The organism is Exiguobacterium sp. s145 (assembly GCF_018618835.1).
In the GTDB taxonomy this organism is placed as follows: domain Bacteria; phylum Bacillota; class Bacilli; order Exiguobacteriales; family Exiguobacteriaceae; genus Exiguobacterium_A; species Exiguobacterium_A artemiae.
Genome location: NZ_JACSMV010000005.1, coordinates 1 through 21,476 on the forward strand (window position 1 = coordinate 1; position 21,476 = coordinate 21,476).

Sequence of the window (21,476 nt, forward strand, 5' to 3'; positions counted from 1 at the left end):
TTTTGTGTGGTAACTCTATTCTACACGAGGCCGTTATGGGTTTTTTTTGTGTTTTCAGCTAGGTGTTGCACTTAATATTACAATTCGTCATGTTTAAAAACCATCCGACGGTCTTGTCGGATGGTTTTGCTTTTTCTCAGAAACGATCCACCATGATATGATGCGGACCAATTCCTTCAATCTCAAATGATTCGCTTGCCACCGTCAAACCTAGTCGCTCATAAAAAGGAACGGCAACGAGTCGGGCGTTACACCACCAACCGTCTGCACCTTGTGCTTTCAGTCGATTCCGCGCCTCTTCCAACAATGCTTTTCCATACCCTTCACCACGAACAGCAGGACTTGTCGCCATCCCCCGTAATTGAAAGGTCAATTCCGGATAAGTCTCATGGGAACGCTGTATGAAAGTACCGACTGCGACGATGTGTCCGTCCTTGATTCCTCCAAGGTGGAAGGTGCCTTCCCGTTGATCGTCCGGATACGTACACATCTCAATTGGTTGGTTCGGGCGCAATACTTCATGTCGAAGTGAAATGACTTCAGGTGCTTGAATGATTCGAATCTCCATCTGTTTTTCCTCCTATAATGTAGCGAGCCGCACAATCAAGGCATCAAACAAAATTCGTTTGTCTCCTCTGCCCGTCTTCATCCCTTCATCCGTCGTCGTAATGGCGACCAACGCCTGCTCCAGCTGCGCAAACGTAAACCGTTTCCCCGCCTGTAAGGCCAGTTTGATGGCATAAGGATGCGCTCCGACTTTTGACGCGATTTGCCGCTCCCCGTATCCTTGTTCCGCCAGACGTTTTGACAACAGCATCATCCGATACTGGCGTGCCATCAGCCCGAGTAATGCCAAGACTTCCTGTCCCTGTTTTTCAAGATCCCGAATCAAACGAATCGCCGGTTCCAGTTGTCGTTTCATCAAATAATCCGTCAATTGGAATACGTTATCCTCTAACGTCCGCGGCACCAGTAAATTAACATCTTCCAGTTCAATCGTCGGATGATCCCCGGCATACAGCATGAGTTTATCCAGTTCACGTGTCAGTGTCGCCCACATCTCACCCGTCAAAAAAATCAATCGTTCGATAGCCGGCCGCTCCATCCGGTATCCTTTGTCGTTAACAGCATCCATCACGAAACGAAACAGTTCTTCCGTCGTCGGTTTCTTCGCCTCGAGTATGACAGCCCGGTCCTTTAACCGTTTGACGATTGTTTTCCGCTCATCCAGTTTCTCCGACTCGACGATCAACACGACCACTGCATAATCGGCAGGTTGAACGATGTATTCGGCTAACCGTTCCACATTATGTGTTTTTTTATCCTTTGCACCCGTTAAAAAAGTAGCCGGTTTGGCAATGACGACACGGTAATCACTTAAAAAAGGGACGGTTTCCGCTTCGTCCAGGACGGCGTCGAGCGGTTGGTCGTTTAAATCAATTTTCATGTAGTCAAAACGTTCACCGTCCGGTAAAGCGGCTTTGACGATTTCACGTTCCCACTCTTCCAAAAGATGTCGTTCCGTTCCATATAATAAATAAAGGTTCGCCAGTTTTCCGTTGACAAGCCAAGGTGTTTTCATCTTCCCCACCACATTTCACAGTTTGTTCTTAACTTCATCATAGATAATCCTCTTTTATTCCGCTATACTAGAAGCGGAATCTATTTTTAGGGGGAATGCAGCATGGCACATTCAGTACGTCCACCAAGTGAGAATGCGTTTGAAAACGACATTCAGTCAAAACGTAATGACGCGCTTGACTCAGCGGTCGGTTTTGGCGCATCGTTCGGCTTTTTCGCAGTCTTGTTCATCATTGGCGTTGTCATTAAATTCTTAAGCCTATAATCAATAAAACAGCAACCTTGGGGGGTTGCTGTTTTTTATTTTAGCATAGGTTCACAGCCCGTTGCAGAACAAGTTATCATTCCCGATTGATCGGTCCGCATGACGGTCCGGTCTCTTGTTCGTTCCAGTACTTCCGGATGAGGATGACCATACCGGTTGTTCCGCCCTGCCGAAATGATAACCAGATCCGGATCCGTTTTCTGCAGAAGCTGTTCTCCGGTCGATGTTTTCGAACCATGATGACCGGCTTTTAAAATATCGACCTTCTGGACGGACCACGTCTCCTCTTGATCAATACTGGCATCCCCCGTCAGCAAAACGCGCTTCCCCGCAACATCGGCAAGCAATACGACCGACCGGTCATTTTCTTCTTCTGCGTTTGTTGCCGGAGCCACCACTTCGAGCCAGGGACGAATCCGTTGTCTCGAATGAATGAATTGAATCCGTGTTCCTGTCGCTTCAATCTGATCAATCAATGCGCGCCGTTTCGGATCTTGATTATCAAACTGTCCCATATAAACCGTGTCTACTTGAATCTTCCGCAAGAGACCGACCAATCCGCCGATATGATCATGATCCGCATGTGTGACGACCAATCCTTCAATATGTGTTTCTCCCCGTGTATGTAAAAACGGGGCAACGATTTGTCCTCCCGGATCAAACGGTCGTAACGGCGGACGGATGGATAAGGAAAACGCTCCTCCTGTATCAATGACAAACGTTTCCCCCGCTTTTTCAATGACCGTACTGTCTCCCTGTCCGACATCAAGAAAGGTAATTCGCTCCGGCGTCTGATGGTCCATATAGAGGCTTGCTGCAAGCAGGCCGACCAGCGGGACCAGATGCCCGAACCATCTTCGTTCGGCTAACCACCAGCCGCTAAGGACGGTTCCTGTCCCGATCAGAAGTACGGGCAACGAAAAAAGATGAACAGCAACCGTCGGGACAGGCAGCTTTTCCGCCCAAGCCAATGCTTGATCGAGAAAAGACGTCGCCTGACCATGCAGACGAATCAGATTATCGGACGATGGAATCAGTACCGCGGTACCGACCAGGAAAGACAGCGGTAAAATCACCCATTCTATCCACCCGCCAAGAAGAATGTTCAATAATGGCGACCACAACGAAACTTCCGTCTGTTGCGCCAGCTGCAACACAAGACTTGTCATGATTTGAGCCCAGAGGCTGATCAGCAGCCAGTTCCAAGGACGTTTGATTTTTTCCCACATCTTACGGGACAGGAGCAGAAAAATCGTCAGTCCGACAGTCAGTTGAAATCCGACATCATACAAAGATGTATACGAAATCGCCAATTGAAGCGCACCAATCAAACTGACGACCCACAAAGGATCCGGCCGCCGGTTGATCCGGTGACAAAACAGCAACACCATCGCGACACAGACCGCCCGTGTGACCGGGGCACTCCATTCTGTCAACCATCCATATAACGGCAAAGTCAACAATAGAAATTCAAATCTCCGCTCCCGCGTCAACCGCAGTTTTTTTAAGAACCACAAGACCGTCAAAATTAAAAAGGCAATATGTGAACCGGAGATGACGATTGCATGCAAGAGTCCGAACTTTTTAAAGCGTTCCATCGTCATCTGATCCATTAAGCGGTCTTCGCCTAACACTAAAGCTTCCACATACAACGCTTGTTTGACCGGAAGTTGTTCAATCCGTGTCATCCACTGCTGGCGAATCCGCCGCCCGTTCGCTCCCAATCCGGGAGTTTCGGTGCATTTGCCCCATTTCACGACCTCATATTTCCCCCGTAACTGTTCGGTGCGCATCCAACGGGCTTCATCAAATCCGCCCAGATTCACTCTCGGCAACACCGGCCGTTCTTCCAACTCGACTTCACAGCGTTGTCCGATCCGTTCATAGTCGCTCTCTGTTTTTTCATCCAATGTGGCGGCGACAACGATTTGTTGATTATGGGATTTTGCGAGATACCGGATTCGGTCCCCGTTCTGTTTCGCGTCCAGAATATCGATGACTGTGATCGGTGCAAGCGGCTGTTCTGTCGGCATACTCAGTAAAAACACGACCGTCAGTCCTAAAAGTGACAAAACAGAATACCTCGACATCGACCAGGACTTTAGTATAAGAATCATTGAACAGATTGCAACCAGCCACAGAGATTCCTTTAAGGCAATAAGTCCGATCATAAAAAACAACGGAAACAGCGGCATCAGTAGACAATGAGATATGCTTTCAGATTTTCAAGTGTCTTTGGTCCGAAACCTTCTACATCTCCAAGATTTTCATACGTTGCAAAACCGCCTTTTTCTTCCCGGTATTGTAGAATCGCACCGGCTTTAGCAGGACCGATTCCCGGCACTTCCAGCAGCTGTTCTTCTGTCGCTGCGTTTAAATCGAGCAGTCCTTTCGGAATTTCTGCCTGTTCAGAAGTTTCCGGTGCCGCCTTCTTGGATGACTTGGCCTTTTTTCTAGTCGGAACAATCACTTCCTGACCGTCAATTAAACGTGCTGCTAGATTAAGTTGTTTGATGTCCGCTTCCGCCGTCACTTCCGCTCGTTTAATGGCATCTTGAACGCGATCACCGAGTCGAAAACTGTATGGACCGGGCCGCTTGACCGCCCCTTTGATATCAACCATGATTTTTTTCTGGACGAGCGTCTGATCCGCCGAACGGTCTTCTGCCTGTGCTTCCTGTTCTCGTTCAACGACTGCCGGTTTTTCAACCAATGCTTCGTTCGAACATGAAGGCAGCGGAACAAATAAGACAACGAGCAGTAAGAGAACAACCGTGATCGTTGCTACTTGCTGTAAACGTGGAATCGTCATCCATATCCCTCCTGTCCCTTCGACTGTATCAATCTTTCCGTCGCTTCTGAACAGGACTAATCTTCATTATCCGGTGACGTGCCTCTCCTGACCGCCTTTATTCTTCCCTTTGATTCAATCATCCATCGGTTCACCCGAAAACAACGTCAAAAAAACCATCAACATGAGATTCGTTGATGGTTAGAGACCTTTATATTTTTTCAGCAACGAAAAAAATACGTTCGGCTGTTTCAGTTGGTGCATCGGATTTAAAATCACCGGTTACGGCACATACACGAAAACCTGCTTCGCGCAACCAAGTGATATATTGTTCCGGCGGATATGTCCGTTGATGATGTGTCTCGTCGACACGATCGTACCGGCCGTCCTCGCCTTCAATAAAGAAGGTCAGTTCATGAACAACCGATAACGGTTCTTCACCGGGATCTGCGAACCAGATATACGAACTTTGCTCGGCATGGGTGGCGTATGTTTTCCCGTTAAATAACGTCTCCATTTTATACGGGGAATGAACATCAAACAACAACTTTCCACCGTCCGTCAACAAACGTGCTGCACTGTCGAACGTCTCTTTGACATCTGCTTCCGTCTGCAAGTAATTCAAGGAATCACATAAAATCGTTATCGCATCCACCGGTTCCGGCAATTCCAGTTCCCGCATGTCCTGTACCCAAAAATCAACGTGCCGATTGGTCTCCATTGCTTTTTCTTGGGCAATTTCAAGCATCTCTTCCGATAAGTCGACACCGGTGACTTCATAATGGTCAGCCAGTAACAAGGTTGCCGTTCCGGTTCCGCAACCGATATCCGCAATTCGCTTGCCGGGCTCGACCTGTTCAAGTACCCACGCGACCCATTCGGGATACGGGACGTCTTGCATCAGTTCGTCATAGACATACGCAAACTGTTCGTACGCCATTAGTCAATCTCGACTTCGACTTTAGGAGCATCTGCCCAGAGCTTCTCAAGGTTGTAGTAATCACGGTCATCACGGTGGAAGACATGAACGACAACGTTCTCAAGATCTGCGAGGACCCAGCGTGCCGCGTCCATTCCTTCTAGTCGTTTGATCGGTAATTCATTTTTGTGCGCGACTTCTTTCACTTCACGCGCGATGGCTTGCACTTGTTTTTCCGAGTTCCCTTCACAAATTACGAAGTAATCCGCGATCGGTGAAATGCTCGACATGTCGAGTACGACGATGTCCTCGGCACGCTTATCATCAATTGCATTTACGATTAATTTTAATTCTTGTTCGACTGTCATAGGACGGTCCCCTTTCGTTTTTCCGGCACGAACGCATTATACGTCTTAATCGTCAACGGAAAAATCACTGTTTGTTTTTTGCATAAAAATGAAATCGTCTGAACAAGTGTCGCGATGACAGCTTGCGTCAAATCTTCCTGCGCGATTTGCCGAAGCTGTTCGACACCCGGATAATGACGATTCGGTTCAATCGCATCTGCGACAAAAATGACTTGATCGAGCAGCGGCATGTTCGGAGCACCCGTCGTATGGTTGGCGATGGCTTGATAAATATCAGCGTCTTCCACCCCGAGTTCCCGCTTGACGAGTTCTGCCCCGACCGGTGCATGCAATAATTCTTCATCATAATTGAGTAATTCATCCAGTCCAAGTTCCACTGCTACACGTTGCATCTCGGACACATTCCGATATTTCGCATAATCGTGCAGCATGGCTGCCAAAGCAGCCTTGTCTTCTTGAACTCCGTATTGTCGTGCCATTTGAATGGCGGTCTCGACGACACCGAGTGTATGGATGAAACGTTTTTCAGGCAATGTTTCCTTAATGATTCGTTTCGCTTCTTCAAGTCGCATAGAGGTTCCACTCCTCGATTAATTGTCGGACCGGTTCCGGAACGAGATAACGAATACTGCGTCCTCTCGCCACCCGTTGCCGGATATCGGTCGAAGAGACTTCAAGCAACGGCATATCGACTGCTGTGACACGCGCACCTTCCGGAATCAGATAACGACTGCCCGGACGTGCGACTGCCCCGAACTCGATTTCCTTGTACAACTCTTCCGACCGGTGCCATGTCCCTAAACTGACTAATGAATCCGCACCAATCAGGAAAAAGAATGCATGCTCGGGATAACGTCTCTTCAGTTCCCGGATTGTATCAAACGTGTACGATTTCGTTTCCCGTTCGAACTCAATCTCCGATACTGAAAAATCCTGATTGTCCCGGACGGCTGCTCGGACAAGTTCCAGACGTTTCGCCGCACTCGTCACGGTCGATTGTTTGTGCGGAGGCAGTTTTGCCGGCAAAAACCAGACCGCATCCAGTTGAAGTTGCTCTTTCGCTTGTTCGGCAATCAGCAGATGACCGATATGGGGTGGATCAAACGTTCCGCCCATCAAACCGATCTTCATCGCGGTAATTGAAGTGTCTTATTCTCTTTCGATTCCTTGTAGAGAACGATGACTTTTCCGATGACTTGAACGAGTTCTGCATTCGTTCCGTCAACGAGCTCAGCCGCGACATCTTTCGGAGCGTCGGCACAGTTTTGAAGCACTTGTACTTTCAAAAGTTCACGTTTTTCGAGTGCATCCATCAAGTCTGCACACATCGCTTCACCAACACCGTTTTTTCCGACTTGGAAAATCGGGCTTAAGTCGTGAGCCGTTGCGCGTAAATACCGTTTTTGTTTACCTGTTAACATATTATGATTCCTCCAATTGCTTTCTAATCACCTGCTCGCCGAGAGCGATGTCAGGTTTATGACCGGTGAAGCGTTCAAATGCTTCAGCCGCTTGTAGTACAAACATTAAAACACCATCAAGTGTATCAAGCCTGTTTGCGGTCGCTTCCCGCAAAAGACGGGTCGGGGTCGGTCGATAAATAATATCACAAATCAAGGCTGTCGTCGCTGTCAATTCAATTGGTGTCTGATCGATGGCAGGAGCCATTCCGACAGAAGTCGTATTGATGATGACATCATATGGCGTCAAATCAAGCGTCCTTGACCACGGAACAGCAGATTGTCCGAATTCAGCAGCCACCTGTTCAGCCGTCTGATTCGTTCGGTTCATGACCGTGACGTGACCGGGAAGCATCGGAATGATTCCGCGGGCCGCTCCCCCGGCACCAATCACTAAACTGTTTTTCGCATGCGTTCGCGTAGCCAGAGCACGGGCAAACCCGGTGCCGTCTGTATTCGCACCGACCAGTTCATCTCCGTCCCAATACACGGTATTGACGGCACCGGCGCGTACTGCTGCCGGTTCCAGACGGTCGAGAAAAGGAATGATGGCCGACTTATGCGGAATCGTCACATTGATTCCGTCAAACTGGCGTGCTCTTACCTGCTGAACGAATGTTTCCAATTGATCCGCTTCAACTTCTACCATGGTATAACAACCGAAAAGCCCAGCCGCCTTCAGCCATGTTTCGTGCAACATGGGTGAAAGTGAATGGGCAATCGGATGACCGATGACAGCAAATTGCATCAGACAAGCGCCTCACGTAATGAGACAGCAACACCTTTTGGTGCATAGGCAGCAACTCGTCCGCCTTTTCCGTGAACTGCCACCCAACCGAGTCCACTGAAAACGATATCCGTTTTCATGTTGTCGCGTAGACTGAACTCGTGTCGAACGAGCGGCGGAAGCATCTCAAGCGTCTTCTCATTCGGCGGTGATAACAATTCTCCGTTATGATTCGCATACAGATCGTCTGCTTTGTCGAGCTTCGTCCGGTGTACTTTTAAGTCATTTGACATATAGATGACGAATGACCGTTTGTTGCCTTCCATGTAGTCAAGACGTGCCAGACCACCGAAGAACAACGTTTGTTGCGGATGAATTTGGAAGACTTGCGGCTTGATTTCTTTTTTCGGCGTAATCAATTTCAAGTCTCTTGCATCCACATAATGTGCCATTTGGTGATGATTGATGATTCCCGGTGTGTCGTACAGATTACAGTTATCATCGAGCGGGATATCAATCAAATCAAGTGTCGTTCCCGGGAAGTGGCTGACTGTGATGACAGCTTCTTCTTCTTCACCGAAACGTTTGATGACTTGGTTAATCAATGTCGATTTACCGACGTTCGTACAGCCGACGACGTAAACGTCGCGTCCTTTACGGTAATAATCGATTTTTTCCGCCAACTCATCCACACCGTGTCCTTTTTTCGCACTGATCAGATGGACATCGACCGGACGCAGACCAAGTTCTTTTGATGTTTGGCGCATCCAGTTCATCAGACGATTCGGATTAAGTGATTTCGGGAGCAGGTCGGCTTTATTTCCGACGAGCAACACATCATTTTTTCCGACAAACCGGTGTAATCCAGGTAACCAACTTCCGTTAAAATCAAAAATATCGACAATTTTAACGACTAATGCATCTTTTTGACCGATTCCATCTAAGATTTTGACAAAATCATCGTCCGTTAATGCGACGTCTTGAATTTGGTTGTAATGTTTTAGTTTAAAACAACGTTGGCAAATGACCATTTCACGGTCAAGTGCAGATTTAGGCGCATAACCAGGTGCTTTTGGATCCTCTGTTTGGATCGCGACACCACAGCCTGCGCAATTGATTTCTTCCATGTGTGTGTTGAGCCGCATCGGGACTTTCCCTTCTCTATTCAACGTAGCGCCCTGCACGCCACTCCAAGAGCGTAACTTCCGACCTTTCGCCGTACATGTTGCGACTGCTGCCTATCCTTTCATCTACCGGTATGACAGGGTCATTGCTGCTTATCTTGACGAAGCGTTTCAATCGGGTGTTTTAACGCTGCCGGATCTTCTTTGACACGTTGCGTCAATTTGTAGATGCCTTTGCGTTTCATCCGACGGAAAATCAACCGTTCCATCAAGCGATTAAATTTTGTGACGACACCGTCTGTCTTGACGACGGGTTGCACGTGGATGACTTCGATACCTACTGAATTTGCGCCTAACACATCTGTAAACAGTTGATCTCCAAGGAAGACAACTTCCTTCGCGTGATAACCAAATTCCGTCAACGCGCGTTTAAAGCCGATCGGTAACGGTTTACGTGCCGGTGCAATATAATGTAAGCCAAGTGGATCCGCGAATTTCTTGACTCGATCGCCGTTGTTATTCGAGACGATGATGACGTCAAATCCGTATTGGTTATTCACCATATCGAGCCATGACACCAATTCGTCTGGAGCATCGGCAATATTCCAAGCAACAAGTGTATTATCAAGATCCGTCAAAATTGCTTTGACACCGTTTCGTTTTAACATCTCTAAGTCGATATCATAGATCGACGCCACAAAATGTTTTGGATAAAGTCGTTTAAACAAGAATAAAACCTCCAGATAATGGTCTAGCTCTATAGTTAAGTTTAAGAAACAGTTATGTTCTTATCGTTCGATTATAGCACAATCCATTTGATAGAGCGACGACCAAAAGAAAACGAAAGAGCACGTGTCTCTTCCGTTTCGTCATTTCTGTTTAATAATAGCGGATCCATAAATAAAGTTGCGAGATAATCAGCGTCACGATGGTGATCGGCGCTCCGTAAAGCAGGAATCGTCCATACGTAAACTTCTCCCCCTGCCGCGTCGCAAGTCCCGCGACAATGACATTGGCTGACGCCCCGATCAACGTCCCGTTTCCGCCAAGACATGCTCCGAGCGACAACGACCACCAGAGGACGTCGACTTGCTGGCTGTCCGGCGACAATCCGATTCCTGCCGCAACATCGTTGATTAAAGGAATCATCGTCGCCACGAACGGAATATTATCAATCGTTGCACTGGCAACACCCGATAACCAAAGAACAGCTGTTGCCGTCGTCTGGATGTCTCCGCCTGTCAACGTAATCGTTTTCTCCGCCAGGAAACGGATGATTCCGACTTCCTGAATTCCGCCTACGAGAATAAACAGTCCGGCGAAGAAAAAGATTGTCGTCCATTCGACCCGGGCAAATACTTCTTCCAATTGATGGTTGTTTTCAATCGTCAGCAGCATCAAGACGGTTGCGCCGAGAATCGCAATCGCCGGTGCTTCGAGATGAAGACCGATTCGACTGAGCAACGGATGGATGACGAATAAGACGATCGTACTGACTAAGACAATACTGCTGCGCATGACCAGCTTCCGGCTGATGATGTAGCTGTTTTCGTCAATTTCCATTAATTTTTGCTGATCCTCCGGTTCCACGTGCAAATGTTTTCGAAAGACCAGGTACAAAATACCGATCGTCACGACGGTGATCAGCACGATCACTGGTGCAAGATTCAACAAAAAAGCATTGAACGTCAAATGCGGATTGGCTGCTCCGATCATGATGTTCGGGGGATCACCAATTAATGTTGCTGTTCCGCCGATGTTGGCAAATAAAACTTCCGCGAGTAAAAACGGGAACGGTTTGATTTTTAAGACTTTCGTAATCGAAAACGTGATGGGAACAATCAACAGAACTGTCGTGACATTGTCTAAAAAGGCAGATCCGAGTGCCGTCAATCCGGACAGTAAAATCAGGATTTTCACGGGATCTCCCTTTGTTTTCTTCGCCGCCCGAATCGCGATGTATTCAAACAGGCCCGATTGGTTGGCAATCGTCACTAAAATCATCATCCCGATCAATAAGACGATCGTTCCCCATTCGACGTATTCAAACAAGGCAGATTCCAAACGGACGATTCCGAATATCACCATTGCCAGTGCACCTAACAGGGCGACGATCGCTCGGCTGATTTTTTCACTGATGATCAAAGCATAGGTCACTAAAAAAATGAATAAGGCCCCGTAAATTTGAAGCGACGAACCCGACGCTCCCGTAAATAATAAAACCTGCATGACAGTTTCCTCCTAAGCATGACGAAACGCTCCCTTCGTGACGGGAGCGTCTTCATTCATGAATTCCAATAACCGATGCGTTGTCCCATTAAAACAGGACCTTTTATGTTCGGTTCTAACGTCATCGCATCTTTCGGGCAAATCAAAACGACTGTTGAACCAAATGAGAAATAGCCGAACTCGTCACCGCGTCTGACTTCCCGGTCTGGATTCGTCTGAACGATGGTGTTGACGTTCAAAGCACCGACCATGACATGCTCCAGTGCGTGTTTCCCGTGTGTGATGCGGGTGACCCGGCGATAGTTTCGCGTCAGCGGCCGTTTTCCGTATTCAAGTCCGAGATCATTGACCGGTGCCGAATCACGGCCGAGTGTATAGCTCGTCCGAACGGTTCCGTCGATTGGTACATGCACCCGGTGATAGTTCTGTGGACTGAGGTAAAAAATCAATACCTTTCCTCCGATGTAGTGATCGGCTTCATGGTGCGAACCGAGCAACTCAGATACCGAATACGTCTGCCCTTTGACGGTAAAATGACTGTCTTCCGTCAAATCCTCGACAACCGATAAGACGCCGTCACACGGACTGACGACAGCTTGCTCCGACTGGTCAATCGGACGAACGGTTTCCTTTAAATTCCGGACAAACAAATCATGCAGCGTCTTATACGACTCAAGCGGCTGATCCGCCTCCTGCATCTGTAAGTCATACATTTTAACAAACGGTCGAATCAGCGGACGGCTGACCGGACTCATCGCAAAACGCCGCAATTGTTTTGCGACGGCCGGATGACCGTTCAGTTCAAACAGTTGTGTAAAGAACCATTTTTTAATCATTTAAATCACCTGACGACTCTTCCTCGGAATTTTTCACGGCTTTCCCTGCGAAAAATTCTTTATACGCGTCTTCTGTCTGCTCTCCGGATACGCGGCTGACTTCTTTTCCATCTTTGAAATGAACGACAGTCGGTGTGCCTTCGATTCCAAACGTGTCCCAAGCCGACTGTTCGACAGCTAAGTCAATCTGTTCAAATGGAATATCCTGTTTTTCACCGAGTGGTACTAAGTACGGTTTTACTTTTTCACAGTGTACGCATCCTGTCTGATAAAAATACGTATAAAATTCATCACCGGACTTCAGCTTATCCGACACTTGACTCGCAGTTAGGTTTCCGTTTTTAGAGGCGGTATCCTCTCGATCCGTAAACAGTAACATCGTCGCCCCGATTAAGACGATCAGCGCAATCACACCAGCCGTAATCCAATTAGCTTTCGATTGCGGTTTTTTGGTTGATTTCACACGGTTAGATTTCTTTGACACAGTATCCCTCCGTCATTTTGGCAACAGCCATTTTTTCTGAATCATTATAGCATGCCCCTCTGCAAGAATCGTATCGATTTGCAAAGCGTCATCAATCAGTAACAGATCGGCACGTTCACCTGGTTGGATGTTCCCTCCGGAAATACCATAGGCCTCGGCGACGTTTGACGTGACCGTCTGAATCGCGTCCTTGAAATGCACGCCATGCTTCACTGCTTCACGGACCGCATCCAACATCGAGGTCGGTTTTCCGGTTTCAAGACGAAGCAGTTTCCCGCTCTCGTCAAAGGCAGGCAGGCTTGCACCGGCGTCACTGGACATCGTAATCCGGGTCAAAGGAATACCGGCAGCAAGAGCACGGTGAAGCGCCTGTCCTGCTGGAATTTCCCCTTCTTTAATGAATGCTTCCGTCGTACAGGTCGTAAAATCAATACGCCCGCCTTGTTTCGCCCAACGTAAGCCGGCTTCAAAAACCCGTTCACTACGGTTGATGTGCGTTGGCAAAAATTGGGTAATCGGAATATCCGTCATTTCGACTACTTCTTCGAGCAGAGCAAGGGCGCGTTTCCCGTCGCCGATATGGACATTCATCGTTCCCCGCACTCCTTTTAAGAGACCGGCAATCCGTGCTTGCGAAGCAAGACGTGACAACTCATGGACCGTCGGTTGGGTGGAACGATGATCATTGATCGCAATCTCACCAATTCCGATGACTTCGTTAATCAACAGAATATCTTCAGCAATCGACGGCGTAATCGAAACCGGCGGGACGGCGTAACTGCCTGACAAGAGAAAAGAACGGATTCCTTGGCTCGTATAGCCCCGCAAGTGTGCGAGCAAATCGATTCCTGTTCGTGTCCAGCCATCTGTTCCAAGCAATCCGACGACGGTCGTGACACCTGCTTCGAGAAAATCAGCGGCCGAAAGCGGAGGTGTCCGTGTTGCAAAACCACCTTCCCCGCCCCCGCCGATTGGATGGACGTGTCCATCGAGCAGACCCGGGATCAGTTGTTTCCCCGTCCCGTCAATCGTCTGAGTAATCAGCCGTTCATCCACCGTATAGGAACCGATGGCAAGAATCTTCCCCGCACCAATCAGTACATCCGTCGCTTCACCGGCTACTGTCACATTTTTAAGTATTATCATCACTTGCCTCCCAAATCATAAAAAGCGAGCCTATCGTCCAAATGACGATATCTCGCTTTTACCTTATTCTGCCTTTGTCCCTTGACCAAGACCAAGATCTTCATTGACTGCATCAAGTGCGAAGACGACAAGTGAAGTCACGACTGACATAGCTGTCGCGAATCCGAAGTTATACGTGACTGCATCGACCGCTGATACGATGAACACGGCTGTGTTCACGAGTAAGAACGACCAGAAGAATGTAACGAGAAAACGCATTCTTCCCCCTCCATTTCTTAACTTACTTTTTAATGTCCTACGTTTCGTAGTATATCATTTTTTAAGGGAACGGACAGCTTTTCTCCGATTTTTTTAAACGCTTTCCCGAATTCAAAAAGCAGACAATTTTAGATATTTTTCGATGGATTATGCTACAGTAAGCGTAATGAATCCAGAGTGGAGTGAGTATCCCATGCAACGTCATCTGATCGCCATCGATTTGGACGGCACATTATTACGCGACGACAAAACCATCAGTCAGGCCAACTTACACGCATTGAGAACGGCACGCGAGAACGGCCACGAAGTCGTCATCGCCACCGGACGTCCTTTCCGGCACGCGAAACGCTATTACGATGAACTCGGATTGACGACACCGATCGTCAATTTTAACGGCGGACTGGTTCACCATCCGCATGATCCACATTTTGAAGTCAGCCATCATCCGATTCCGCTGAAAACCGTCCAGCACATCCTGGAGTCGGTATCGGACTCGAAAACACAAAATATCGTGTGTGAGGTGACCGATCATGTTTACTTCCAAAATGATCCGGTCGGAATTTATGAATTCTATACAGATCATGCTTTATCCGTAACGACCGGCGATTTACGAAAGGTTCTGCAACACGAACCGACATCGCTCCTAATTCATGCGAAAGGTGAACATGTCCAGGACATTCGGTCCGAACTTTCAAGCATTCATGCGGAAACGGTCTTGAACCGTCAATGGGTCAAACCGGAATATATGGTCGAGGTCATGCGAAAAGGGACGAGTAAAGCAATCGGCTTACACCAAATTTCACGTCATCTCGGAATCGAACAAAAACAGATCATTGCTTTCGGAGATGAAGAAAACGACTTGGAAATGCTCGAGTACGTCGGGCATGGTGTCGCGATGAGCAACGCCATCGGAGCACTGAAACTGGTTGCCAACGGTACGACGAAATCGAACCAGGAAGACGGAATCGCTTATTACCTGAAACATGTGCTCGGCCTGATTTAATCTCATGAACAAAGCCGGCTTCTCTGTCCATCAGACAGAAAAGCCGGCTTTGTTGTTTCACCTTACCCTTTACGGAAGTAACCGACGACAGAGTCTGTCGCGACGACGTTGATGAACACCGTTTCGTCCGCATCGCGGCAAATCCGTTCAATATCGCGCAACTCATGCCGTTCGATGACCATCATCAGCGTCGACTTCTCAGCCCGTGAGTACGTCCCGATGGCCGGCATCTGAGTAATTCCGCGAATGATGTGTTGATGAAGTGCCGTCGTGATATCGTCGGCATGATTCGTAATGATGAAAATCGTCAACCGTTGATTGCTTGTATGAATTTCATCGACGACTTTCGACGTGACATAAATGAAGACAATCGTATACAGTGCCGTCGACCAACCAAACAATGCTCCTGCAAGGATTGCAATCAAAAAGTTCAATACAAACAGGTATAATCCCACGCTCCGGTCGGAGAAACGGGCAAAAATCAATGCCACGATATCAAAACCACCCGTAGATGCCCCGAATTTAATCGTAATTCCGGTTCCGATTGCCAGTAAGACCCCACCAAATACGGCATTGAGCGTTTGATCACCCGGAATAACAGCATACTGAGGAATAAGTCCGATAAAAATCGTTGTCGCCAAAACCGATATCAGTGTAATGATGGTAAAACTGCGTCCGAGCATGATCCATGCTAAAACAATCAATGGCAGATTCAAGACTAAAAACCAGACGTTTTCCCCGAAAGCAAACGCCGTCCCTTGTAACACCTGCGTTAAAATCTGGGCAAGTCCCGTAAATCCTGTCGAGTAAACACCACTTGGAATCAAGAACCAGTTCATCGCTACTGCGATGACGAACCCGCCAATCGAGGCGACAATCACTTTTAGCATACTTTCCTTTACAACCGCTGTCACACCTTGTTCTCCTCTCATTCGTAAACTATCTTGGAACACTTTAGCACATAACAAATGTGTCCGGATAGTCAAGATGATGAAAGAATTACATTTCTTTTTTTGGTAACGCTCTCATTTTCAGAAGTTGAACACATTCTTCCTCAGATGAAAAAAAGGGGCAGATTTGACATCCGCCCCCTTTTGTTTTATATCCGGTAAAAATCCGTCTTTTTTCGGGTTTTCTTAAACAGTCATCGAAGCTGGAATGGTAACCGTACCTTCTGCCGGGACTTCAACCGGTTCACCGTGAAGCTGTAACGTAAAGGCTTCACCTACGTTTTGTTCAATGCACACTTCGTTCTGCTTGACCTGAACGAGAATGTGATGTCCACGCCATTGCATCCGGAACGAATAACTCGTCCAGCCCTTTGGCAACATCGGCTTGAAGGACAATGTCCCCTGCTCGACACGCAGTCCGGCAAATCCGTGAACGATTGACATCCAGGATCCGACCATCGACGTGATGTGGAGACCATCTTCCGTATCGTTGTTATAGTTATCAAGATCGAGCCGTGCCGAACGTTGATAGAGTTCCATCGCTTTTTCTTCATAACCGACTTCAGCCGCAATGATCGAATAGATACAAGGTGAAAGTGATGATTCATGGACCGTCCGCGGCTCATAAAAATCAAAGTTTTTCTTCTTCTCTTCGATCGAGAAACGATCCGTCAGGAAATAGAGTCCTTGCAGAACATCAGCCTGTTTGATGAAGACAGAACGCAGAACACGGTCCCACGACCAATTTTGGTTTAATGGTAGGTGTTTTGGATCAAGATCCGCGACCATAATCTGTTCCTTATCCATGAAACCGTCTTGCTGCATGAATACATCCGGAACAGAATCGTCTTTCGGATAATACATTTTCTGATCAATCTCGGCCCAGTGAGCTAATTCTTCTTCCGTGAGAGCCAATTGATGCATCAATTCTTCGAGGCGTGCCGGTTCTTCCTGCTCCAGGTGACGATAGACGGTCTGCGCATACTCGAGACACCAGGCAGCCATTAAGTTCGTATACCAGTTGTTATTGACGTTATTTTCGTATTCATTTGGTCCAGTGACACCAAGAATCATATAAACATCTTTATGCGGGACATAGTTGACGCGACTCGCCCAGTAACGTGCGATTTCAACGAGCACTTCAAAGCCGTATTGTCCGAGGTAAGAGGTATCTCCTGTGTAGTTCGTATAGTTATAAATCGCATGGGCAATCGCACCGTTCCGGTGAATTTCTTCATGCGTAATTTCCCACTCATTGTGGCACTCTTCCCCGTTCATCGTCACCATCGGATATAAAGCACCCTTCATTCCGACATTTTTATCCGCATTTTCTTTTGCTTGTGGGAGTTGGTTATGACGGTACTTCAACAAATTCCAGGCAACCTCCGGCTTCGATGTCGCAAGATAGAAGTTCAGGCAATATGCTTCTGTATCCCAGTAAGTCGCCCCACCGTATTTTTCTCCCGTAAATCCTTTTGGCCCAATGTTCAGGCGGGAATCTTCGCCTGTGTACGTCTGGAACATATGGAAAATGTTAAAACGAATTCCCTGTTGGGCTTCGATATCCCCTTCAATCTTCACGTCCGCTTCTTCCCAATGCTTCAACCAGGCCGCTTCATGTGCTGCAAGCACATTGTCAAATCCGCTCTCAAAAGCGTCATTCACGCGTTTCATCGCCTGTGCCAGCAAGTCTTCAATCTCATAATCACGATTCGTGACGAGGGCCACTAACTTTTCAGCCGTCACTGCTTCGCCGGCCGGTACCTGTTTCGTGAAACGATTGGCGACATATTGTAATGTACTTTCAAGCACTTCGCATCTCGCACCTTCGACATCGGTAATCATCGCCGCCGTGACATGCCAGTCCAACTTCTTCGTTTTTGACGTGACGTAAGCAAACCGTTCTTCCACGCCGTGCTCGACCGGAAGCCAGAATTTCTCGTCATAGTTAGAATCTTCGTTTTCGACGTCGGCGTCGAGATAGGATTCTATGACGACTTCCGCATCAAAGTTGACCGGTGTGACCGTGTAACGAAGTGCAGCTAATTCCTTATCAACGATCGAGAAGAAGCGTTTCGACTCAATTTTCGTTTCCTCGATTCCGTTTCGGATCAGCATCGTCCGTGTCAGAACACCGTGTTGCATGTCGAGTTCCCGTTTAAAATCGACGACTTCCCACTCGTTTAAATCGACATTCTTGCCATTGATCGAAACACGAAGTCCCATGATGTTGACGGCATTCAAGACTTTGGCGAAATATTCCGGATAGCCGTTTTTCCACCAGCCGACCCGTGTTTTATCCGGGTAGTAGACGCCCGCGACGTACATCCCTTGATGCGTGTCTCCCGAGTAGTCTTCTTCAAAATTTCCGCGCATTCCCATATGACCGTTTCCGATCGCTGTCATCGATTCAGCAAGCCGGTTGTCTTCCGGATGAAAACCCTGCTCCGTAATTTTCCATTCATTGATATCAAACAATCGTTTCATGATTAGTCGCTCCCTTATTCTTAATCACATCGATGCTTAGGCATCTTTTTGTAAGCGTTTTAATTTTCTCTACATTCTTTATTCTACACATAATCATCGTTAATGCAATCGTTTGCACGAAAATAAAAATCTTTTTCCATCCGTCCTGTCTTTTTGGATCACGGAGAGCTTTCTTGTCTTTTTCCGCACAAGAAAATACCACTTGCCGCGAACGGACAAGTGGTGTTTTCTTGAATAACATTCATTTTATTTTGCCGTGCCGCCGCAAGATTGACGAACAACTAGAAAATGAGGAACGATGACACGTTTTCCATAAGGTGTCGCCTCTTCGTTCATTTGTTCGATTAGACAGTTTGTTGCTTCAAATCCTAAACCGAAGATGTTAATTTCAACGGAGGTCAACGGCGGACTGGAAAATTCTGCGATGAACAGATTGTTGAAACTGACGACAGCCATCTGATCGGGTACGCTAATTTCCATCTCATTTAACGTACTCATGACACCAAGCGCCATCATATCATCACTGACGACGACAGCCGTCGGCGGGTGCTCAAGCGACATCAATCGTTTGACGGCGTCTGCTCCTCCGGTCGTCATGAACGGTGCACTGACGATATATGATTCGTTGATCGGAAGACCTTCCTCCATCAAAGCTGTCTTGTATCCACCGACCCGTTCCTGAGTGACGGCTAAATCCTGGGATCCCCCGACAAACGCGATGCACTCATGTCCAAGTTGATGTAAATATTTCGTGACTTCGCGCCCCGCAAGATAGTTGTCGGTATCGACATAAGTGACATGTGAGGAGTCACTGAATGGTTTCCCGACAACGACGAACGGAAACTTTGAATCCTGTAAAAACTGAACGACCTTATCATCTGTCCGGGAATACAAGACCACGACACCGTCGACCCGACGACCCTGAACCATCGAGACGACACCTTCGTAGACTTCTTCTTCCGAAACCCCTGTCGTCATATACAACGAATAACCGTTTTGATGTGCTTTTGTGCTGATTCCGCGAATTACTTCCGAGAAAAATGGATTTTGCAGTGTTTTTGTTGCTGCACTGGGCATGACAAGACCGATGGCCTGAGTCGTTCGATTGGCAAGACTCCGGGCATGGACGTTCGGATAGTAGCCGAGTTCCTCCATCGCCTGACGGACACGTTCTTTTGTTTTTTGACTGATGCGCGGACTGTTGGCAATTACACGTGAGACCGTAGACGGTGCAACGTTCGCTTCTCTTGCGACATCCTTGATTGTTACTTGCATCCCTTTCACCTCATCATTTCCCTACAAATGTATTTTAGTGTGTTTCCTTTGTCCGATTGATCCGTCGTCGATGGACGAATAAAATGATTAAGGCAAGGATCGGAGCGATTGAGCCGATCGCAACGAGCGACATCCAGTTGACCTGCGAATGTTCCACGACATATCCATTGGCACTGCCCGCATCAAGCGTTACTTCATAGGCATCTCCGTCTTGACGTACGACGTCAGAGAACAATAGCCCCCGCAGACGTTGATCGTCACCGATTTCTGATGCTTTCACGCGCAATGTCGTTTTCTTTTCCCCTAAATTGATGGCATATAGGACAGACTGATCTTTGACTTTTCGTTCGAAGACCGCCATATGGTCCGTTTTAGCCACCAACCGCTGTTTCCCAGTCTCAAAAGCAGGATAGTTCTTGCGCATCTTGTTTAATGTCTGCACATATTCCTGCATCTTATCGTTTTTATCGAATTCCATCATCATTCGGTTTCCCGGATCTTCTCCACCGGGCATCGCGACTTCTGTTCCCTGGTAGACAATCGGCATGCCGGGTGCTGCATATAAAGCGAATAACGCTAAACGCAATTGTCGTTCCTCATCCGCGGCTCCACCGATTTTCGCTTCCGTAATAAAGCGTTTTAAATCATGATTATCAATAAAGTTCGCTAAGGACATCGCTTTCGGATTAAACGTAGTATCTCGATTATAAACCGAATCTAATTCTTCCGCCGAACCATTTTTCCGGGCAAACTGATCCTTGATTCCGTAGTAAAACGGGAAGTTCGTCACAGAGTCAAATCCCAGTTTCGAATAGATCGCAATCTTACGCGGATCACCGTCAAATACTTCGCCTAATAAAAAGAGATCCGGATGCTCTTTTTTGACGGCCGGGATGAATGTTTTCCAAAAAGCCGGCGGAACATGACGGACCGTATCGAGTCGGTAGCCGTCGATTCCGGTCTCATCCACCCAGTAGTTCGCAACGTCAACTAAATACTTGACGACCTCTTTATTTTCCGTATTGAAATCCGGTAAATCAAACAGCCAATTGTTCTCGACTTCCGCCTGATTGTTCCAGTTCATGATGGTCTGTTCTTTATGGAACCAGTCCGGTTTTTCTTTTACGAGTGGATGGTTCGGTCCGAGGTGATTGACGACTAAATCGAGCACCACTTTCATATCACGTTTGTGTGCCTCTTTGACTAACGTTTTAAATTCTTCTTTTGTTCCGAAATGCGGATCGATTTCATAATAATCATCCGTCCAATATCCGTGATAGCCGTTTGGCCGGTTCTTAAAAATCGGTGTCAGCCAGATTGATGTAAATCCTTGATCCTTGATATAATCCAGACGCTTTGTGACACCTGCTAAGTCCCCGCCTTGAAACGCTTTTGGATCATCGGGATTTGCCTCTAAGTCATTACTTTTGTCACCGTTTTCAAACCGGTCGACCATGATGAAGTACATTCGTTCCTTTTCCCATCCTGCAGCTTCGCTTGTCTGTGGAAATATTCCGATAGACAAGAGAAGCGGCAAGAGGAGAAGCATCACGCCTCGTCTCATGCCGCTGAT

At 47.5% G+C, this 21,476-nt stretch carries 23 protein-coding genes; 2 read left to right on the forward strand and 21 right to left on the reverse strand.

Annotated elements, in window-relative coordinates; translation table 11 throughout:
- Positions 1–136 precede the first annotated feature (136 nt).
- On the reverse strand, positions 137–568 hold the full coding sequence (locus tag KNQ07_RS06460; protein WP_214765546.1) for a GNAT family N-acetyltransferase: 432 nt from the start codon (positions 566–568) through the stop codon (positions 137–139).
- Positions 569–580: 12 nt separating this feature from the next.
- The gene (holA, locus tag KNQ07_RS06465) at positions 581–1,582 is read right to left on the reverse strand and encodes a DNA polymerase III subunit delta (protein WP_214765549.1); all 1,002 of its coding nucleotides are present in this window, start codon (positions 1,580–1,582) and stop codon (positions 581–583) included.
- Between the two features lie 102 nt (positions 1,583–1,684).
- Between holA and KNQ07_RS06470 the strand changes: the two genes are divergently transcribed.
- Entirely contained in the window at positions 1,685–1,846 is a 162-nt protein-coding gene (locus KNQ07_RS06470; protein WP_012369678.1) for a YqzM family protein, read from the forward strand.
- Between the two features lie 35 nt (positions 1,847–1,881).
- Here the strand turns inward: KNQ07_RS06470 and KNQ07_RS06475 are convergent, their stop codons facing one another.
- The 15 genes from KNQ07_RS06475 to KNQ07_RS06545 form a co-directional block, all read right to left on the reverse strand.
- Complete coding sequence (locus KNQ07_RS06475) at positions 1,882–4,041, reverse strand: DNA internalization-related competence protein ComEC/Rec2 (protein WP_012369677.1); 2,160 nt, start codon at positions 4,039–4,041, stop codon at positions 1,882–1,884.
- Positions 4,041–4,658, reverse strand: coding sequence for a helix-hairpin-helix domain-containing protein (locus KNQ07_RS06480; protein ID WP_214765552.1), 618 nt, complete (start codon positions 4,656–4,658; stop codon positions 4,041–4,043). The genes KNQ07_RS06475 and KNQ07_RS06480 overlap by 1 nt, the downstream gene beginning before the upstream one ends.
- 190 nt (positions 4,659–4,848) lie before the next feature.
- The gene (locus KNQ07_RS06485; protein WP_214765555.1) at positions 4,849–5,577 is read right to left on the reverse strand and encodes a class I SAM-dependent DNA methyltransferase; all 729 of its coding nucleotides are present in this window, start codon (positions 5,575–5,577) and stop codon (positions 4,849–4,851) included.
- The gene (gene rsfS / locus KNQ07_RS06490; protein ID WP_012369674.1) at positions 5,577–5,924 is read right to left on the reverse strand and encodes a ribosome silencing factor; all 348 of its coding nucleotides are present in this window, start codon (positions 5,922–5,924) and stop codon (positions 5,577–5,579) included. Before rsfS ends, KNQ07_RS06485 begins: the two co-directional genes overlap by 1 nt.
- Positions 5,921–6,496, reverse strand: a complete 576-nt coding sequence (yqeK, locus tag KNQ07_RS06495) for a bis(5'-nucleosyl)-tetraphosphatase (symmetrical) YqeK (RefSeq protein ID WP_214765558.1) — start codon at positions 6,494–6,496, stop codon at positions 5,921–5,923. The genes rsfS and yqeK overlap by 4 nt, the downstream gene beginning before the upstream one ends.
- The gene (nadD, locus tag KNQ07_RS06500; RefSeq protein WP_114596449.1) at positions 6,486–7,055 is read right to left on the reverse strand and encodes a nicotinate-nucleotide adenylyltransferase; all 570 of its coding nucleotides are present in this window, start codon (positions 7,053–7,055) and stop codon (positions 6,486–6,488) included. Before nadD ends, yqeK begins: the two co-directional genes overlap by 11 nt.
- Entirely contained in the window at positions 7,052–7,345 is a 294-nt protein-coding gene (gene yhbY / locus KNQ07_RS06505; RefSeq protein ID WP_012369671.1) for a ribosome assembly RNA-binding protein YhbY, read from the reverse strand. The genes nadD and yhbY overlap by 4 nt, the downstream gene beginning before the upstream one ends.
- A gap of 1 nt (position 7,346) precedes the next feature.
- Complete coding sequence (aroE, locus tag KNQ07_RS06510) at positions 7,347–8,132, reverse strand: shikimate dehydrogenase (protein ID WP_214765561.1); 786 nt, start codon at positions 8,130–8,132, stop codon at positions 7,347–7,349.
- Positions 8,132–9,238, reverse strand: coding sequence for a ribosome biogenesis GTPase YqeH (gene yqeH, locus KNQ07_RS06515; RefSeq protein WP_026829033.1), 1,107 nt, complete (start codon positions 9,236–9,238; stop codon positions 8,132–8,134). Before yqeH ends, aroE begins: the two co-directional genes overlap by 1 nt.
- Before the next feature lie 140 nt (positions 9,239–9,378).
- Positions 9,379–9,963, reverse strand: coding sequence for a YqeG family HAD IIIA-type phosphatase (locus KNQ07_RS06520; RefSeq protein ID WP_026829034.1), 585 nt, complete (start codon positions 9,961–9,963; stop codon positions 9,379–9,381).
- 151 nt (positions 9,964–10,114) lie between these two features.
- Positions 10,115–11,464, reverse strand: a complete 1,350-nt coding sequence (locus tag KNQ07_RS06525; RefSeq protein ID WP_214765564.1) for an ArsB/NhaD family transporter — start codon at positions 11,462–11,464, stop codon at positions 10,115–10,117.
- 56 nt (positions 11,465–11,520) lie between these two features.
- Positions 11,521–12,300, reverse strand: a complete 780-nt coding sequence (locus KNQ07_RS06530) for a phosphatidylserine decarboxylase (protein WP_214765567.1) — start codon at positions 12,298–12,300, stop codon at positions 11,521–11,523.
- On the reverse strand, positions 12,293–12,784 hold the full coding sequence (locus KNQ07_RS06535) for a thioredoxin family protein (protein ID WP_012369665.1): 492 nt from the start codon (positions 12,782–12,784) through the stop codon (positions 12,293–12,295). The genes KNQ07_RS06530 and KNQ07_RS06535 overlap by 8 nt, the downstream gene beginning before the upstream one ends.
- A 12-nt stretch (positions 12,785–12,796) precedes the next feature.
- Positions 12,797–13,930, reverse strand: coding sequence for a beta-aspartyl-peptidase (gene iadA, locus KNQ07_RS06540; RefSeq protein ID WP_214765570.1), 1,134 nt, complete (start codon positions 13,928–13,930; stop codon positions 12,797–12,799).
- A gap of 63 nt (positions 13,931–13,993) precedes the next feature.
- Positions 13,994–14,188 (reverse strand): YjzD family protein, encoded by a 195-nt coding sequence (locus KNQ07_RS06545; RefSeq protein WP_012369663.1) that lies wholly within the window; start codon positions 14,186–14,188, stop codon positions 13,994–13,996.
- Positions 14,189–14,381: 193 nt separating this feature from the next.
- Here KNQ07_RS06545 and KNQ07_RS06550 point away from each other — a divergent pair, with 193 nt between their 5' ends.
- Positions 14,382–15,191, forward strand: coding sequence for a Cof-type HAD-IIB family hydrolase (locus KNQ07_RS06550; RefSeq protein WP_214765573.1), 810 nt, complete (start codon positions 14,382–14,384; stop codon positions 15,189–15,191).
- A gap of 62 nt (positions 15,192–15,253) precedes the next feature.
- On the opposite strand, the gene KNQ07_RS06555 is transcribed toward KNQ07_RS06550, so the two are convergent.
- The 4 genes from KNQ07_RS06555 to KNQ07_RS06570 form a co-directional block, all read right to left on the reverse strand.
- Positions 15,254–16,105 (reverse strand): YitT family protein, encoded by an 852-nt coding sequence (locus KNQ07_RS06555; RefSeq protein ID WP_012369661.1) that lies wholly within the window; start codon positions 16,103–16,105, stop codon positions 15,254–15,256.
- Between the two features lie 222 nt (positions 16,106–16,327).
- On the reverse strand, positions 16,328–18,628 hold the full coding sequence (locus KNQ07_RS06560) for a glycoside hydrolase family 65 protein (protein WP_214765576.1): 2,301 nt from the start codon (positions 18,626–18,628) through the stop codon (positions 16,328–16,330).
- 246 nt (positions 18,629–18,874) lie between these two features.
- Positions 18,875–19,903: a LacI family DNA-binding transcriptional regulator gene (locus tag KNQ07_RS06565; RefSeq protein ID WP_214765579.1), complete on the reverse strand. Its 1,029-nt coding sequence runs from the start codon at positions 19,901–19,903 to the stop codon at positions 18,875–18,877.
- Between the two features lie 34 nt (positions 19,904–19,937).
- Positions 19,938–21,467, reverse strand: a complete 1,530-nt coding sequence (locus tag KNQ07_RS06570; RefSeq protein ID WP_214765581.1) for an alpha-amylase family glycosyl hydrolase — start codon at positions 21,465–21,467, stop codon at positions 19,938–19,940.
- Positions 21,468–21,476 lie beyond the last annotated feature (9 nt).